The 16,625-nt window shown below is 42.3% G+C and carries 18 protein-coding genes and 2 riboswitches; all 18 genes read left to right on the top strand.

What is annotated here, in order from left to right; all coding sequences use genetic code 11:
- Positions 1-304: 304 nt before the first annotated feature.
- The gene (locus ACXAF2_RS09225) at positions 305-1,177 is read left to right on the top strand and encodes a YitT family protein (RefSeq protein ID WP_427599333.1); all 873 of its coding nucleotides are present in this window, start codon (positions 305-307) and stop codon (positions 1,175-1,177) included.
- A gap of 79 nt (positions 1,178-1,256) precedes the next feature.
- Positions 1,257-1,571, top strand: coding sequence for a cytochrome c551 (cccB, locus tag ACXAF2_RS09220; protein ID WP_113970798.1), 315 nt, complete (start codon positions 1,257-1,259; stop codon positions 1,569-1,571).
- 508 nt (positions 1,572-2,079) lie between these two features.
- A complete protein-coding gene (ftsE, locus tag ACXAF2_RS09215) occupies positions 2,080-2,766 on the top strand; it encodes a cell division ATP-binding protein FtsE (RefSeq protein ID WP_475138280.1) in 687 nt (228 codons plus the stop codon).
- Positions 2,756-3,640 carry a permease-like cell division protein FtsX gene (ftsX, locus tag ACXAF2_RS09210; RefSeq protein WP_282138595.1) on the top strand — a complete coding sequence of 295 codons (885 nt, stop codon included), beginning with the start codon at positions 2,756-2,758 and terminating at the stop codon, positions 3,638-3,640. Before ftsE ends, ftsX begins: the two co-directional genes overlap by 11 nt.
- Before the next feature lie 39 nt (positions 3,641-3,679).
- Complete coding sequence (locus ACXAF2_RS09205) at positions 3,680-5,032, top strand: murein hydrolase activator EnvC family protein (protein WP_475138279.1); 1,353 nt, start codon at positions 3,680-3,682, stop codon at positions 5,030-5,032.
- A 180-nt stretch (positions 5,033-5,212) separates the two neighbouring features.
- Positions 5,213-5,304, top strand: a riboswitch (cyclic di-GMP riboswitch).
- A gap of 128 nt (positions 5,305-5,432) precedes the next feature.
- Positions 5,433-5,669, top strand: coding sequence for a hypothetical protein (locus ACXAF2_RS09200; protein ID WP_475138278.1), 237 nt, complete (start codon positions 5,433-5,435; stop codon positions 5,667-5,669).
- A gap of 195 nt (positions 5,670-5,864) precedes the next feature.
- Positions 5,865-6,134 (top strand): 30S ribosomal protein S14, encoded by a 270-nt coding sequence (rpsN, locus tag ACXAF2_RS09195; RefSeq protein WP_044338339.1) that lies wholly within the window; start codon positions 5,865-5,867, stop codon positions 6,132-6,134.
- A 27-nt stretch (positions 6,135-6,161) separates the two neighbouring features.
- Positions 6,162-6,407, top strand: coding sequence for a type B 50S ribosomal protein L31 (locus ACXAF2_RS09190; protein ID WP_475138277.1), 246 nt, complete (start codon positions 6,162-6,164; stop codon positions 6,405-6,407).
- Positions 6,408-6,467: 60 nt separating this feature from the next.
- Positions 6,468-6,842: a hypothetical protein gene (locus ACXAF2_RS09185; protein WP_475138276.1), complete on the top strand. Its 375-nt coding sequence runs from the start codon at positions 6,468-6,470 to the stop codon at positions 6,840-6,842.
- A gap of 307 nt (positions 6,843-7,149) precedes the next feature.
- Positions 7,150-7,725 (top strand): class I SAM-dependent methyltransferase, encoded by a 576-nt coding sequence (locus ACXAF2_RS09180; protein ID WP_475138275.1) that lies wholly within the window; start codon positions 7,150-7,152, stop codon positions 7,723-7,725.
- A 32-nt stretch (positions 7,726-7,757) separates the two neighbouring features.
- Complete coding sequence (locus ACXAF2_RS09175; RefSeq protein WP_475138274.1) at positions 7,758-8,375, top strand: hypothetical protein; 618 nt, start codon at positions 7,758-7,760, stop codon at positions 8,373-8,375.
- Positions 8,368-8,949 (top strand): redoxin domain-containing protein, encoded by a 582-nt coding sequence (locus tag ACXAF2_RS09170; protein ID WP_475138273.1) that lies wholly within the window; start codon positions 8,368-8,370, stop codon positions 8,947-8,949. The genes ACXAF2_RS09175 and ACXAF2_RS09170 overlap by 8 nt, the downstream gene beginning before the upstream one ends.
- A 91-nt stretch (positions 8,950-9,040) precedes the next feature.
- On the top strand, positions 9,041-9,424 hold the full coding sequence (locus ACXAF2_RS09165; RefSeq protein WP_475138272.1) for a DUF302 domain-containing protein: 384 nt from the start codon (positions 9,041-9,043) through the stop codon (positions 9,422-9,424).
- 122 nt (positions 9,425-9,546) lie between these two features.
- The gene (locus ACXAF2_RS09160) at positions 9,547-10,686 is read left to right on the top strand and encodes a trans-sulfuration enzyme family protein (protein ID WP_475138271.1); all 1,140 of its coding nucleotides are present in this window, start codon (positions 9,547-9,549) and stop codon (positions 10,684-10,686) included.
- Between the two features lie 95 nt (positions 10,687-10,781).
- Positions 10,782-10,901: riboswitch (SAM riboswitch) on the top strand.
- Positions 10,902-11,106: 205 nt separating this feature from the next.
- A complete protein-coding gene (locus tag ACXAF2_RS09155) occupies positions 11,107-12,402 on the top strand; it encodes a homocysteine synthase (protein ID WP_475138270.1) in 1,296 nt (431 codons plus the stop codon).
- 83 nt (positions 12,403-12,485) lie between these two features.
- Positions 12,486-13,559, top strand: coding sequence for a homoserine O-acetyltransferase MetX (gene metX / locus ACXAF2_RS09150; RefSeq protein WP_475138269.1), 1,074 nt, complete (start codon positions 12,486-12,488; stop codon positions 13,557-13,559).
- A gap of 174 nt (positions 13,560-13,733) precedes the next feature.
- A complete protein-coding gene (locus ACXAF2_RS09145) occupies positions 13,734-15,179 on the top strand; it encodes a S41 family peptidase (RefSeq protein WP_475138268.1) in 1,446 nt (481 codons plus the stop codon).
- 234 nt (positions 15,180-15,413) lie between these two features.
- Positions 15,414-16,610, top strand: a complete 1,197-nt coding sequence (locus ACXAF2_RS09140; RefSeq protein WP_475138267.1) for a PDZ domain-containing protein — start codon at positions 15,414-15,416, stop codon at positions 16,608-16,610.
- Positions 16,611-16,625: the final 15 nt, after the last annotated feature.

The raw sequence follows: 16,625 nt of genomic DNA, 5'->3' as shown, positions 1-16,625 counted from the left end.
CTCACCACAACAACACCCCAACTTATTAATGCTTTACCACGTTATTGAAGTGTTATTTACACCTCCAAGTACCCATGCTATACTCTCAAAGGTTGATACAGAGCGTGTTTGAAGGGTGGAGAAGTAAGTTTGCACCTGGTTCATACCTATGCTTCTCAACTATATCAAGCGAAATTTATGAACAATTTTCATCCTGAGAGGTTCAAGACAAGACCAATTAGAGGTCCGTCCCTCTGCATACTCTGCATGAATGGAAGAGGTTGTACTCATACTATAAATACATAGGTTAAAGGAGTCGTACTGGATGGGTTTGAAAGAGAGACGTCGTGGGCAGGCATTTAATCCACGGAAAGAGAAGTTGTTAGAGTATTTGTTTGTTGTGTTTGGGTCAACGATCGTTGCCCTTGCGTTTAATGTGTTCTTACTTCCGAATGAGGTGGCTTCAGGAGGGGTGAGCGGGATATCGACCATCCTGAAAGGTCTGTTTGATTGGAAACCTGCCTTCGTTCAATGGGCATTTAATATTCCGTTGTTCATTGCAGGGTTAATCTTCCTAGGCCTTCAATTTGGTGTGAAAACAGCCATCGGTACGGTTTTCCTGCCGTTGGTAGTATTTTTAACAGAAGACTGGAAGCCGTGGACGGAAGATCCCCTGCTGGGTGCTTTATTTGGTGGAATTGGTGTAGGACTAGGATTGGGAATCGTCTTTCGAGGTAAAGCATCTACAGGAGGGACGGACCTGGCAGCACAGATTGTAAACAAATTCACCGGGCTGTCCTTAGGCACGTGTGTTGCGCTTATCGATGGAATGATTGTTCTTTCTGCTGCGATCGTGTTTGACATCGAACGTGGTTTATATGCGCTTATCGGCCTCTATGTGACAAGTAAAACGATTGATTTAGTCCAGGTCGGCATCAGCCGTTCAAAAATGGCACTGATCATTACAAACAGACAGGAAGAAGTTCGTGAAGGAATCCTGAATAAAATTGATCGTGGTGTGACAAAACTATCTGCATACGGTGGTTATACGGACGATGAGCGCCCGATCCTTATGTGTGTGGTCGATCAAACAGAATTCACAAAACTGAAACAACTGGTCAAAACCATTGACCCCTCTGCTTTCGTCGTCACAATGGACGCTTCAGAGGTGTTAGGTGAAGGTTTCAAACGGGTTTAACCTTGGTATAATTAAGTAATAGAGGGACGGACCTTGATACATCCCGTACCTCTTAAAAAGTTTTCCTAGGGGGATAATAATGAAGAAAAAGCTACTTGGTATTGTTTTTGGCGCTTCATTGGTACTTGCAGCCTGCGGTGGTGGTGGCGAAGAAAGTACAGAAACAAGCTCCGGTGGAGTAGACCCTGAAAAAATCGTAAACAATAAATGCACCAGCTGCCATGGTGGAAACCTTGAAGGTGGTATGGGGCCAGCCCTTAATAAAATAGGTGCTGAATTAAACAAAGATCAAATCCTGGAAGTCATTCAAAATGGTAAAGGTCAGATGCCTGCAGGACTCATCGAAGGTGAAGAAGCAGAAGCAGTGGCAGAGTGGTTGGCGAATAAGAAGTAAGTGTGGAAGAAGAGTCCTGAACAGGGGATTCTTCTTTTTTGTTTTATCCACAAGCTTTTCCTAACCCTTCTTTAAATAAATGTTACAAAAGCTCATCTAATTAATATATCAAAAAATCAACAATTGAACCTCAAATAATTATAACCTAGTAACTTACTGAGATTAGCATCATCTTAAGGTTTACCCTCTTCTTATCATCAAACTTTCTTACTTGCTTATAGTACCAGTTCATAGATAAAAATACCTACGTTTGTAACGGTAAATAGGTATTATCGACAGTAAAAAAGGTAAAATATACACATTATTTCAATCTTTGAAACGTAAATGTAATATTTTTTTTCCTTAACAACGTACAAAGTGATGTTATAATAATTTTCGGGAGAGCAATTCGAGGTTTTTCGTCATTTCTTGTCTAATTATGGTAAAGACGTCGAAGTGTTCCAACCATGTACATATGTCGATAACAGCCAAGAGGGTAACTACATAATACAAATTAGGTGATTTTAAAATGATAGAAATGAAAGACGTGTATAAGCAGTATAGCAACGGTGTCATGGCTGCGAATGGCTTAAACGTCCACATTAAGCAAGGTGAGTTTGTGTATGTTGTCGGTCCAAGTGGCGCCGGGAAATCTACTTTCATCAAGATGATGTACCGCGAAGAAAAGCCTTCTAAAGGTGATATCATCGTAAACGGTATTAATCTCGCAAAACTAAAAAATAGTAGAGTTCCATACTTACGAAGAAACGTTGGAGTCGTGTTCCAGGATTTTAAGCTGTTACCAACTCTTACAATCTATGAGAACATTGCCTTCGCACTTGAGGTAATAGAAGAACATCCAAAGCAAATAAAGAAAAGAGTCATGGAAGTACTGGATCTGGTAGGGTTAAAGCATAAAGCAAGAATGCTTCCGGATGAATTGTCAGGCGGAGAGCAGCAGCGTGTATCGATCGCACGATCCATCGTGAATACGCCGAAGCTTGTGATTGCCGACGAGCCTACGGGTAACCTGGATCCGGAAACATCCTGGGATATCATGAACATCTTAGAAGATATCAGCAATCGTGGAACAACAGTGATCATGGCTACTCATAACAGGGAAATCGTAAATACCATCAAGCATCGGGTAATTGCCATTGAAAATGGCCGAATTGTTCGTGACGAACAGCGAGGTGACTACGGTTATGAAAGCTAGGACGTATGGTCGACATCTAAGAGAAAGCTTCAAAAGCATCGGACGTAATGGCTGGATGACATTCGCATCCGTGAGTGCCGTTACTGTAACCTTGCTACTTGTTGGTGTATTTATGGTACTTATGCTAAACATGAACAAGGTTGCAACCGATATTGAGAAAGACGTTGAAGTACGCGTACTACTTGAGATCGGTACTGAAAAAGCTCAAGTAGAAGAGATAGATAAGAAGATCAACCAAATAAGTGGAGTGGAATCCGTAGAATATTCTTCTAAAGAAGAAGAACTTCAAAATCTGGTAAAGGATTTAGGAGACGATTTCAGGTTATTCGAACAGGACAATCCATTATACGATGTATTTATCGTAAAAGCGGAAGATCCCCGTGATACTGGGAAAATCGCCGCTGAAGTCAGCAAGTATGAAGGTGTGAACGAAGCACTTTATGGTGAAGCGAAGATAGAAAGATTATTTAATGTACTGGAAATGAGTCGAAACGTTGGATTAGTGTTAATCATCGGTCTATTGTTTACCGCCATGTTCCTCATCTCAAATACAATCAAAATCACCATTGTCGCCAGAAGAAGGGAAATCGAGATAATGAAACTCGTGGGTGCAACCAACTGGTTTGTACGCTGGCCATTCATTCTAGAAGGATTATGGCTTGGAATTTTAGGTTCTATTATCCCGATCGCTCTTGTCACAACAGGTTACTACTATGCTTATGAATTTATTAAACCAAAACTACAAAATCATTTTATTCAGATATTAGATTTTACCCCCTTTATCTATCAAGTAAACGGATTAATTCTATTAATGGGTTGCCTGATCGGGGCTTGGGGAAGCTTTATGTCTGTACGTAAATTCTTAAAAGTGTAAAATTTGATAGGTTGATAGAAGCTGAAAGGAGCATGCCGCTTGAACAAGAAGTATTTCGTATCATTATCAATTGCAGCAGCATTAACAATCGGAAGTCTACCAACGTTAGGGACAACTGCTAACGCTCATTCCCATTCTGTGGAGGAATTACAAAAGCAACAAGAAGGCATTTCTTCCAAAAAAGAGGAAATCAACGGCAAGATTGATGAGAAAAAATCTCAAATTAATCAAAATATCAATAAACAACAAGAAATCCAATCACAAATTGCTGAAATCAGTACAAAATTAAAAGATACTGAAACAAAGATTGCTGAGAAAACAAAAGAGATTGATGAAACAACAGCAGAAATCAATAAACTTAAAGAAGAGATTGAAGTTCTAAAGCAAAAGATTGAAGAACGTAACGAACTTTTAAAAGAACGTGCCCGTGCGATCCAGGAAAAAGGCGGCTCTGCAAATTATCTTGATGTACTACTTGGTGCGGACAGCTTCGGTGACTTCATCAACCGTGTAACAGCAGTTAATACCATCGTAAGTGCAGATAAGAAGATCATGGACGAACAAAAACGTGATCAGGCAGAATTAGAAAAGAAACAAGAAGAAGTAGAAGGCAAGCTTGCAGATTTACAATCTACTAAAGCAAGCCTGGAGTCTCTGAAAAAAGATCTTGATAGTCAAAAAGCTAAAAAAGCGGATTTATTCAAGCAATTAGAAGCGCAGCAGGCTTCTTTGGAAGTTGAGAAAAAAGACCTTCAACAAGAATCGGATGAGCTTGCTAAAATGGAACACCAACTTGAAGGTGAAATCCAGGCTGAACAAGCACGTTTAGCTGAACTTGCACGCCAGCGTGAAATCGAACGTAAGCGTCAAGCGGAAGCTGAAGCGGCAGAACGTGCAGCAGCACAACAACAAGCAACAACAAGCAGCAGTGGCGGTTCTTCTTCAACACCCGCTGAAACAGCTCCAAGTGCACCAGTAAGTGCCGGTGCCTGGACATCTCCAGCTTCTGGAACGATTACAACGAACTTCGGCTGGGATGTATTAAACGGTAAGAAACGGTTCCACTATGGTACGGATATTGCGGCAAGAGGCAGTGTTCCGATCTCAGCAGCAGCTGATGGATATGTCATCAAAAGTCAGTATAGCTCAAGCTATGGAAATGTCGTTTACATCACTCACTCAATCAATGGTCAAACGTTCACAACCGTTTATGCCCACATGTCTTCTTCATCTGTAAGCCAGGGACAAGCAGTGAACAAAGGTGACAGAATCGGTTACATGGGTAATACAGGATATTCTTTCGGACAGCATTTACACTTTGAACTTCATGCAGGTTCTTGGAATGCGTCTAAATCAAATGCTGTAAACCCACGTCAATATATTAACTTTTAATTAGAAAACCCCGCCATCTGCGGGGTTTCTTTTATTGGATATCATATATTTGATCTGCATTACATTAAAATGTAAGGAAATGGAATGGAATATTATTCTCCTGCCTGTTTTCTTATCTTTTTTCTTCTAGTATAATGACAACTATATTACCTAAATATTAAAACAAATGATTTGTATAGTCCTTCGAAAAGGCAAACTAATTGAAAGATTAGGACGCAAAACCACGGGTCTTCTATTTTTTATAAGAAAATAATGATCGCCGGGTTACCGAAAACAATGGATTACAATGAATACTAATTAGGACGTTTTATTAGTATCATTTTACCTGCCATTTTGGTGGGGTTTTTTAATCTATACGTCCAGTATAGTAGGATTTGAATCTGTAGTAAGGATGATGATGTTGGAATTGACTGAATTAAAAAGGGAATTAAGAAGTTTTTGCAGGAGAAACCGTACCGCATTAAAGTATACGTATGTTGGGGAACTTTCAGCGGAAGAAATAAGTGAAATGCTTATCCAGAGTCTGGGTGCTGAAGAAGTTAAGAGGATTCTGGATGATATTGATATTATCAATCGCCGCAGGGGAGATACAGTTAAATACTTTATGCTAATTTTAGAAGGACTGAAAGCAGCATAAGAATACATAAAAGCCGAATGCCGGTCTTAAATGGCATTCGGTTTTATCTATGTTTTCATTAGTGCGTAAGTCGGGGAGTTCTCTTCTATAGGTTTTAGGCAAATATCATTGCAAAATGAAATAGAGTGTGTTTTAATAACGATATGTTGTTTTAAAACGTAATCATTACGATTAATGAAAAAGGAGTGAATCACTTTGGCGAAGAAATCAAAGGTAGTAAAAGAGAAGAAGCGTCAGGAGCTTGTTCAGAAATATGCAGATTTGCGCAGGGAGTTAAAAGAAAAAGGTGATTATGAAGCGTTAAGAAAGCTGCCGAGGGATTCCTCACCGACACGATTAAACAGTCGGTGTGAAGTGACAGGGAGACCGAGGGGGTATCTCCGCAAATTTAAAATGTCCCGTATTGCTTTTAGGGAGTTTGCTCATAAAGGGCAAATACCAGGTGTCAAGAAATCAAGCTGGTAATCCACGAAACTATAAGGAGGAATAAGAATGAAAAAAGAACTTCATCCAGAGTATCAACAGGTGGTATTTATGGACACGAACAGCGGTTTTTCCTTTTTAACGGGATCTACTAAAAGTTCTAATGAAACGATTGAGTGGGAAGACGGGAACACTTATCCCTTATTAAAAGTGGAAGTAAGTTCAGACACGCATCCTTTTTATACAGGGCGACAGAAGTTCTCAGATCGTGGAGGCCGTGCAGAACGCTTCTTGAAAAAATACAACATGAATTAGTGCATGTGTGGCTGTCAGAAAGAATATGTTATGGTATAGACCCATGCCGAGGTGACTATGATGAACGAACACTTAATGGAAATTGTCGCAAGGGATATTGTTGAAGGCTTGCCAAAGGAAAAACGGAACATCTATCAATATGTGGTCGGTCTTGAAGATGAATTGGCGAGCCGGTCGGAGACTTCAGAGGAATACATGGCATTACTTGTGAAGCATGCTCCTCATCAGCAGGCAGCCTCTCATTTTAACATGACCTTTGGAGAGTTGATGAAACGGATGAGGGACATTGAGAAAGAGATTAATACGAAATTGGATCAGAAGCTGAAGCATGCTACCTGGATTGATTATACAGACACCATACGGTCGATGAAAGGATCAGAAGCAATAAATACAAGCTACTTCTTCTTTTCCATGGATCATGCTTATACTAAATAAAAAGGTGAAGTATAGAGTTTAAATCGGAATCATTACGTTATAATGGATTCTCGATGAGAATACGGATATCAATGAACAAGGGGGTTCACCATAGAAAAAACTTATACAAAAGCCCCGAATGAAGGAACAAAGGACTCTCCCGTTATGGAGGGTCCTTTTAATATTCATAATTTCGACACACAGTTCCCCCGGACTATCTGTAATAATTCTTCTATAGGATACACTATGAGTAAATAACTTGCTTGTAAATATAAAATTTAAGATACTAATACATAATAGGGTATTATCACTGAACGGAGGAATCCCGATGACCGGAGATTTATATGAACATCACAAAGCTTCAAAGCTCCTCGATCCCAAACGTCAAGAGCTCGTACCGGTGGACAAAGTACTCGAACTTCTCAAACTCAATAAAGATGATATCGTCGCCGATTTAGGTTGTGGCAATGGCTACCTGACCCTTCCAATTGCAAAAATGGTTGAAACAAAGGTCCAGGCGGTAGATCTGCAACAGGAAATGCTGGAGTATCTGAAACACCGTGCCACTGAAGAGAATGTAGATAATATCATTTATGAGAAATCATCCCTTGAATACCTCAGCTTCAACAAAGGTACTTTGGATAAAATCGTATCCGGATTCGTTTTACACGAAGTTCCCGACTTGATCAAAGTATTTCAAGATTTACACGATATGCTGAAGGAAAATGGAATTTGGCTGATTCTGGATTGGGAGAAGGTAGAATCAGAAATGGGACCGCCTTTAGATCATCGGATTTCTTCCGAGGAACTCGATCGACAACTCAATTCATCCGGATTCCATACAACAGTAGGTCACTTGCATCCATCGGTTTACTATATTGTCGTCAGAAAGAGTAATAGATAAGCCAGAAAGTATCTGAAGGGAGGGGAATGCCTATGACTGAACAATGGTATACGATAGGCTCCTTCACATTTCCGGCTTCATGGGCAGCTATTATCGCTTCGTTCATACTCACTTTCTTGCTTCTGTACTTCTGGAATAGAAAGGCGAGCGACTGGTATTCGAATTGTATTTTTACTTTTTTACTCTTCTGGAAGCTTAGTGTGATTGTGGTTGATTTTCAAACGGTTATGGAACATCCTTTGACGATCCTCTATTTTCACGGAGGAATCATTGGGTACTGGTTAGGAATGATAGGGGCTCTAACGTACATATTTGTTAAAAAAGTAGATCATCCGTCTACTCTCATCATTTCATGGATGGTCACGGTTCTTGTATTTGAAGCTGTCTTTCATATGCTTCATCACAACTATCTTCTAGCTGGTATTCAAGTACTATTGAATCTATTGATCCTTGTCTTTTTCTTTAAAAAAACCAGTGATCCCGGCGCAGATATCTGGGCAGGACAGTTATTGGTCATGTTTACTTTAGTTCAGTTATTTTTAAGTGCTTTCATTGGTGGATTTGAATTGACCGTCACCACCTGGACGTATTTGATCATGATGACTTATCTCATCTTTCTTTTAAACGTAAGGAGGAAACACAATGAATAAACGAAATTTTGCGTTGGCGATCGTTGCGCTTCTGATCGGCATTTTCTTAGCGAACTTTTTTCAGGATCAGCAGGAAAAGAAGGCAAGGGAAGAGGCTGCTCAATTAGCCAATGAATCCATGGATCTGTCTAATGCAGCGCAGGGGCTTGCAAAAGGGGACCGCGCTTCAGATTTTGAATTAACCACCTTAAATGGTGAAGCAATAAAGCTTTCAGATTATCAAGGTAAGAAAGTGATTCTGAACTTCTGGGCTACCTGGTGTCCACCATGTAAAGCTGAAATGCCCCATATGCAGAGTTACTACGAAGAGAATGCAGAGAAAGAAAACGTTGAAATCCTTGCCGTCAACCTGACGTCCATGGACGATGGGGAAAAGGCTGTTCAGGAATTCATCGACGGTTACGAACTCACTTTCCCCATCCCAATGGATGAAAAGGGAGAAATCGGGGACGAATACCGGGCGTTCACCATTCCGACCACCTACATGATCGATACCAAAGGCATCATCCAACACAAAATCGTCGGCCCCATGAACGAAGAAATGATGGGTAAAATGGTCGGTGGAATGGAATAATGGAGAGGGACGGACCTCTGACTATCGATGTTTGACCTTATACGCTATGAGGTATTAACAGTATGTGAAAGAAAAAGGAGGAGATGTGAACATGTTTCATTACACTAAAGAAGTATCGATGAGTGTGAAAGAAGCAGTGGAAGCGGTAGAATCCAACCTTAAAGATGAAAGCTTCGGTGTACTATGGAATCTCGATCTTGCCCAGAAACTGCAGGATAAAGGCCTTGATTTCAATGAAGAAGTAGTCGTATTAGAGGTATGTAATCCTCATGAAGCCAAGAAGGTGCTGGAAGAAAGCATGCTCGTAAGCTACTTCCTGCCTTGCAAAGTAACGGTATACACAGAAGGCGGTACAACCAAGATCGGTATGGCAAAACCAAGCAAGCTAATTGAAATGGTGGATAACGATGAACTGAAAAGCCTGGCATTGGACATTGAAAATCGTCTGATCGGATGTTTAGATAATGTTCAATAAAAGGCGAGCACCTGTTGCAATTGGGCAGGTGTTTTTTATTTCTTGCCATACATCCTACTCCTCACAATCTTCTGAATATGATACACTTTTAAAAATACATAGATTCAGGAAGGATGACAGAGATGAAGTTCACAACGAAGGTCGTACATAGTCAGTTAAAAGGGACTGAGGAAATCCGCAGTAAGACGACTCCCATTTATCAAACATCTGCCTTTTCTTTTACATCTTTAGAAGAGTTGGAGGGTTTCTATGAAGGGAAATCCCCTTATCTCTATACGAGAACGGGAAATCCAAATACAGACGAGCTTGGTAAGATGGTGGCAGACTTGGAAGGAGCTCCAGCAGGTGTCGCGACTTCCTCTGGATTATCGGCCATCCTTGTTGGAATCCTCGCTATAGTGCAATCAGGCGATCATATCATTGCCGCCGAAGATTTATACGGCGGTACGTTCCATATGTTGAAGGAAGAGCTTAAGACATTCGGCATTTCGACTTCTTTTGTTGATTTTACGAGTGTTGAAGAGGTCGAGGATGCTCTAACACCGCATACGAAACTCCTATACAGTGAGACGGTGACGAACCCGTTTATGCGAGTAGAAGATATTTCAAGAATGGTTGAACTTGCTGAGAAACATAACCTGAAAACAATGATCGATAACACGTTTGCCACACCGTTTCTGCGCCAGCCTTTCTTAGAAGGGGTGGACCTGGTCGCTCACAGTGCCACGAAGTATATCGGAGGACACAGTGATATTACAGCAGGAGTCGTAGTTGGAAAAGAAGAATTTGTTCAAAAAGCGAGAGAAAAAGTCGTCAACATCGGGTCGAACTTGAGCCCATTTGAAGCGTGGCTGACTTGCCGTGGAGCGAAAACATTGGCTCTTCGTATGGGAACCCAAGCAAGAAATGCAGAAGTTCTTGCGGCGGACCTTCGAGCAAATGAATATGTAAAGAAAGTCTATTACCCAACCGATTTATCCGGTAAAGGAAATGGAGCAATCGTAACAATCGAGCTATCCAACACATGTGATATAAGCACATTCTTCAAAACACTCGGATGGATTAAAATCATCCCTTCCCTTGCCGGTGTAGAGACAACGGTTTCTTACCCATTGGGAACGTCTCATCGTGCTCTACCGAAGGATGCGCAGGAAAAACTCGGAATCAACACACATGTCGTCCGCATATCGATAGGGATTGAAGACGGAGAGGACATCGTCGCTCAATTTAACGAAGCGATTGCAGCTTCTGTTAAAAATTAAATAATGTAAAAATTCTAAAAATACTCTTGACGTTAAGGTCGGTTACCCCTTATAATTCATCTCAACGCAAGAATTTTCACATTGACAACTACATGCTCTTATCCAGAGAGGTGGAGGGACTAGGCCCGATGAAACCCGGCAACCTTCATGTGCGCAGAAATGCGTCACATGAAAAGGTGCTAATTCCTGCAGGCAATCTGCCTGAAAGATAAGAGGAGGACCCTATTAAATTAGACCCTCTTCTTAGGAAGAGGGTTTTTTATTTTTTCCTCTTCTTCTTCTTAGAAAAACACATTTCAGACGTTGGGTGAGGGATTTAAGCAGCTGAAAAAACCATCTATTTTGACAGCTGAATGTGTTAACCGCAGTAATGAAACAAACCCAATCCAAATCAAAAAAACCATTCAGGAGGAATTCTCAATGACAAAATCATTCGATTTCGACACACTACTACTTCACGGTGGCCAGGAGCCGGATCCATCCACTGGCTCGAGGGCAGTGCCGATTTATCAAACGACATCCTACGTTTTCGACAACAGTGATCATGCTGCAAAATTATTTGCCCTTGAAGAACCGGGTAATATTTATACGCGTATCATGAACCCGACTGTAGACGTGTTGGAAAAACGGCTTGCTCTTTTAGAAGGGGGAATCGGAGCACTCGGTGTTTCATCGGGAATGGCTGCTATCTCTCTATCAATCTTAAATATCGCCGGAGCAGGTGATGAAATTGTAGCGGCCACCAATCTTTACGGCGGAACCTATAATTTATTTTCGACCACACTTCCGAAATACGGAATCAAGGTTCACTTTGTAGATCCGACAGACCCGGAAAATTTCCGCAAAGCGATCACGCCTAAAACGAAAGCCGTATTCGCTGAGACAATCGGAAATCCAAGTCTACACGTGCTTGATATTGAAGCGGTAGCAAAAGTGGCTCATGACCATCACATCCCATTGATCATCGATAATACCTTTGCCACTCCATATGTATGTAAGCCAATCGAGTATGGAGCTGATATCGTCATCCACTCTGCAACAAAATGGATCGGTGGTCATGGAACGGCCATCGGGGGAGTCGTCATAGACGGTGGGAAATTCGATTGGAATCATGAAAAGTTCCCGGGATTCACGGAAGAGGACCGGAGCTATAATGGACTGCGTTATGCACAGGATGTAGGTCCGGCAGCCTTCATTACGAAATTAAGAGTGCAGCTGCTTCGTGACTTAGGGGCGTGCTTAAGTCCACAGAACGCATTCCTTCTGTTGCAGGGATTAGAAACGCTGCATCTTCGCATCGAACGTCACACAGAGAATGCCTTGAAAATTGCGGAGCATTTAGATCAGCATAATGGCGTTGCGTGGGTATCTTATCCAGGATTGCCTCATCATCCCTCTCATAAACTTGCACAAAAATACTTGAAAAATGGAGCGGGATCCATCGTCGTCTTTGGTATTAAAGGTGGTAGAGATTCCGGACGGAAAGTAGTCGATAACATCTCCCTGTGGTCTCACGTTGCGAACGTAGGGGATGCGAAATCACTGATCATCCATCCGGCTTCCACGACCCATCAGCAATTGAACGACCAGGAAATCCGCGCGACAGGGGTAACCGAGGATCTTGTGAGACTTTCCGTTGGATTAGAGTCTGCGAAGGACCTGATCCAGGACTTGGATCATGCCATAGAAGTGGCGTTGGAAACATCAAGGGTATAATAGGAGATATTTTTAACCAGCGGGGGTATACCGAGAGGAATCCTGATCACCCCCGCCACAACACCAAAAAAGGAGGTGGAGGAGTGGAGAAACCATACACATATGAAGTTGGCTCCATTGCCATCCCATCCCTAACATTAGAGTCAGGCACCACGTTGAAACATGTAGATCTTACGTATGAACGAACAGGAAACAAAGAAGGACCGACCATCCTGGTTTGCCATGCCCTCACCGGGACCCATATCGTAAAGGGGACGAGTGAAGACCGCGGCTGGTGGGATGGACTGATTGGTCCGGGGTTGTATATTGATACCGACCATTTTAATGTGATTGCCTTTAATGTATTAGGAGGATGTGAAGGTAGTACGGGACCGGCGTCCACCAATCAAGACACGGGAGAGCGTTACGGTCCGGACTTCCCTGGTATTACGATAAGGGACATGGTCCATGCCCAATATAAAGCACTCCAACACCTTTCAATCGACCACATCGAAGCAGTCATTGGAGGCTCTTTGGGAGGGATGCAGGCATTGGAGTGGGGTGTCCTCTATCCTGCCTATATTAATAAAGTATTCGCTCTTGCCGTCACCCCTGCCTTAAATGATTACGGTCTCGCCTTTAATCACATCGGAATCACGGCGGTTGAAGGGGACCCTGAGTTTCAAAAGGGGCATTATCCACCAGGCTCCATTTTAAAAGGGTTAGAGATTGCCAGAATGGTTGGTATGGTCACGTATCGGACACAGGAACTGTTCGACCATCGTTTCCAGCGAGAAAAGCAAAACGAACAATTCAATGTCGAAAGCTATCTCGATTACCAAGGAAAGAAATTAGGGAAGCGCTTTGACCCTAACAGCTATCTTACCTTGCTGAAAGCGATGAACTCACATGATATCGGAAGAGGAAGAGGAGGAACAGAAGTGGTAGCGAAGAACTATCAGTGCGAACTGATTTCGATCAGCTATGAAGGAGATTTAATTTATTCATCTCAATATTTAAAAGAGTTTACTCAGCTTGTACCAAAGAGTGAACACTACTTTATCTCCACTTCCTTTGGTCATGACGGATTCCTGGTAGAATTTGAAAAGTGGGGAGGAATCATTGCTTCTCATCTCAAAAACCATCACGTTGAAAGAGTTTTTACCGGTTCAAAATAAGAGCTCTCTTATCATAACTCGTCCCCCTCCGGCATATAGTTAGATAAGCAAAGACATCGCACCGCCTTAGCGCGTTTTTGTGTGGTGTCTTTTTCGTTGGATAAGAAAGGCTGGCGTCCTTAATCGCACCACTCTTATCTATACAAAGACCAACAACAAGCTGGAGGGGAATATATGGAGTGGACGGGCAGAAAGCTCATCATCACAATCATCATTAGCATGCTGATCGGTGCTGGAGGAATGTATGGCGGCTTGGAATGGACGGGCAAGGATGGGGAAGAACTTGCTCAGTTTGACGGAAAAGGCGCGCTTAATGACAAACTTCATAAAGTGGAAGTGGCTTATGATCTGATCAGTGACAAGTTTTTTCAGGATGTGGACAAGGGGCAGCTTGTGGAAGGGGCCATTCAAGGGATGTTGAAGACCCTCGATGATCCATACTCGGTTTACATGAATGCCGAGACTGCCTCCCAATTCAATGACGCATTGGATTCTTCCTTCGAAGGAATTGGAGCAGAGGTCACGATCATGGACGGAAAGCTGATCATTGTTGCTCCTTTTAAAAATTCTCCTGCGGAAGAAGCGGGACTGAAACCGAATGACCGTATCATTAAAGTAGATGGAAATAGCATCGAAGGACTTGACCTGTACGAAGCTACTTTGAAAATCAGAGGGAAAAAGGGTACGGAAGTTGAATTGGAAATTACGCGGGAAGGACTGACGGATCCGATCAAAGTATCTGTGAAACGTGATGAGATTCCTGTCGAGACGGTCCTCTCTGATGTGAAGGAAGTCAATGGGAAGAAAACAGGATACATCCAGATTACTACTTTCTCAGAAAATACGGCCGTTGATTTTAAAAAGCAATTAGAAGAACTTGAAAAGAAAAAAGTAGAAGGATTGGTCCTTGATGTGAGAGGGAATCCAGGAGGACTACTTTCAAGTGTAGAAGAAATCCTCAAAGAATTTGTAACGGAGAAAAAGCCGTATGTGCAAATTCAAGAGCGAAGTGGAGAAGTGATGAAATCCTTCTCAAACAGTAAAGCAAGAAAAGCATACCCAGTTGTGGTGTTGATAGATGAAGGAAGTGCTTCGGCTTCTGAAATCCTGGCTGGAGCGCTAAAAGAAGCGGAAGGGTATCCACTTATCGGAACGAAGAGCTTTGGGAAAGGCACCGTGCAACAAGCCGTTCCGATGGGAGATGGAAGTAATATCAAGCTGACGATGTTCAAGTGGCTGACACCAAATGGAAACTGGATTCATAAAAAGGGAATCAAACCGGATATCCCTGTCAGACAGCCGTCCTATTTCTATGCCCACCCGCTTCAAGTTGAAAAGCCCCTTAAAGAAGGGATGAACAATGAACAGATTCAAAACGCCCAGGAAATGCTACAAGGACTTGGATTCTCCATAGACCGTGTGGACGGATATTTCAGTAAAGAAACAGAAAGGGCTGTAAAGGATTTCCAAAGTCAGGAAAGCATTGACGTGACAGGGATCATTGATACTGTAACCGCGGAAAAATTACAGGAAGAAATCTTTGAAGCGGTTAAGAATGAGAAGAATGACCTGCAGCTGCAGGCGGCTTTAGAATATATTGAAAGAACAGCACAGCGTTAATAATTTGGGGCCGACCATCAGATGATGGTCGGCTCTATTTTCATTTTGAAAATCACACATAATCACTTGTTTTTCCTGTCTATCCGACATCATTTCCCGGGAAAATATGCAGAATGCTGTCGGAAATGAAATCGAATCGTAAAACTATCAAATAAAATTGCAATAGGTTTTAGGGGAGTCTTTTGATAAAATAGTAGATAATGCAAATTTTCTTAAAAAGGTGGTGACGGATCATTGGTTGAGCTTTGGTTGCTTGAGGTTGTGAAGGGATTTGGAAAGTTATTTCTTCATCCTGTATTATATTTGTCTATGTTTTTCGCTATCATGACGGGCTATTATCGTGTCAAAAGAGAGCGAAGAGACTTTAATACGAGACTGCTGGACGGTTATCATGATACGCGGGTTTTATTATCATATGGAATTGTACTTGGGTTGCTATTTTCTGTCGTAACTGTTGGAGCGGGGGTTGTGATTCCTTTCGCCGGAATCATGCTCATAGGATTGGTGTCCATCCTGTTTGCGTTGACGAGTCGTTTTCAGCTCATGTCTGCGACCATGACGGTAGGGTTTTCGTATTTTATCCTGGTTGCGGTGGATTATTTTCAGTGGGATATCCCTTATGTGAATACATATGTTGAAAACTTGGATGTAGGGCTGCTGAGCTCCATCGTTGTGCTTCTTGGTGTGTTGACGATGATTGAAGGAAGCCTGATTCGATTGAACGGGTGGAAGCATACTTCACCCCGTCTACTTAAAAGTGCACGTGGACTGAAAGTAGGTGCCCATCAAGGGAAGAAACTGTGGCTTGTGCCGATGTTTGTGCCGATTCCTACCGGGTCATTGACGCTTCCATTTGAATGGTGGCCGGTATTTACACTGGGGACAGAGACGTATTCTCTCCTTTGTGTGCCGTTTCTCCTTGGTTTTCAGCAGCTTGTTAAAAGTACTTTGCCTGAAGTTGCGATTAAGCATACTGGTTATAGGGTTTTCTGGCTTGGAGCATTTGTATTAACGCTGGCTGTAGCAGGAATCTTGGCACCTATGTTTTCAATCGGAGCAGTGGTTGTGGCAGTTGGTGGACGGGCATGGATTGCCTATCGCTACAGAATCTCTGAGGATTCTAAACCATATTTCTTCAAAAGACAGCCTCAGGGAGTCATGATCCTGGGAATACTGCCTGCTTCTCCAGCGAGGAAATTGACACTGGAAGTAGGAGAAATCGTCCTGAAAGTGAACGGAGTCGAAGTAAACACGGAAAGAGCGTTTTATGAAGCCCTTCAAAAGAACGGGGCGTACTGCAAGCTTGAGGTACTAGGGACAAACGGGGAGAACCGATTTACGCAAGGAGCACTCTATGAAGGTGATCATCACGAGTTGGGTATCATTTTTGCGGATGAGTCTTCGGGTTGGGAGCATCACCAGGTTTCATAGACCTGCAAGCAAACT

The sequence above is a fragment of the Rossellomorea sp. ABR4_004 genome, assembly GCF_056159585.1.
Note: the sequence above shows the minus strand (reverse complement) of the source record. Positions and strands in the feature narration are given on the sequence as shown.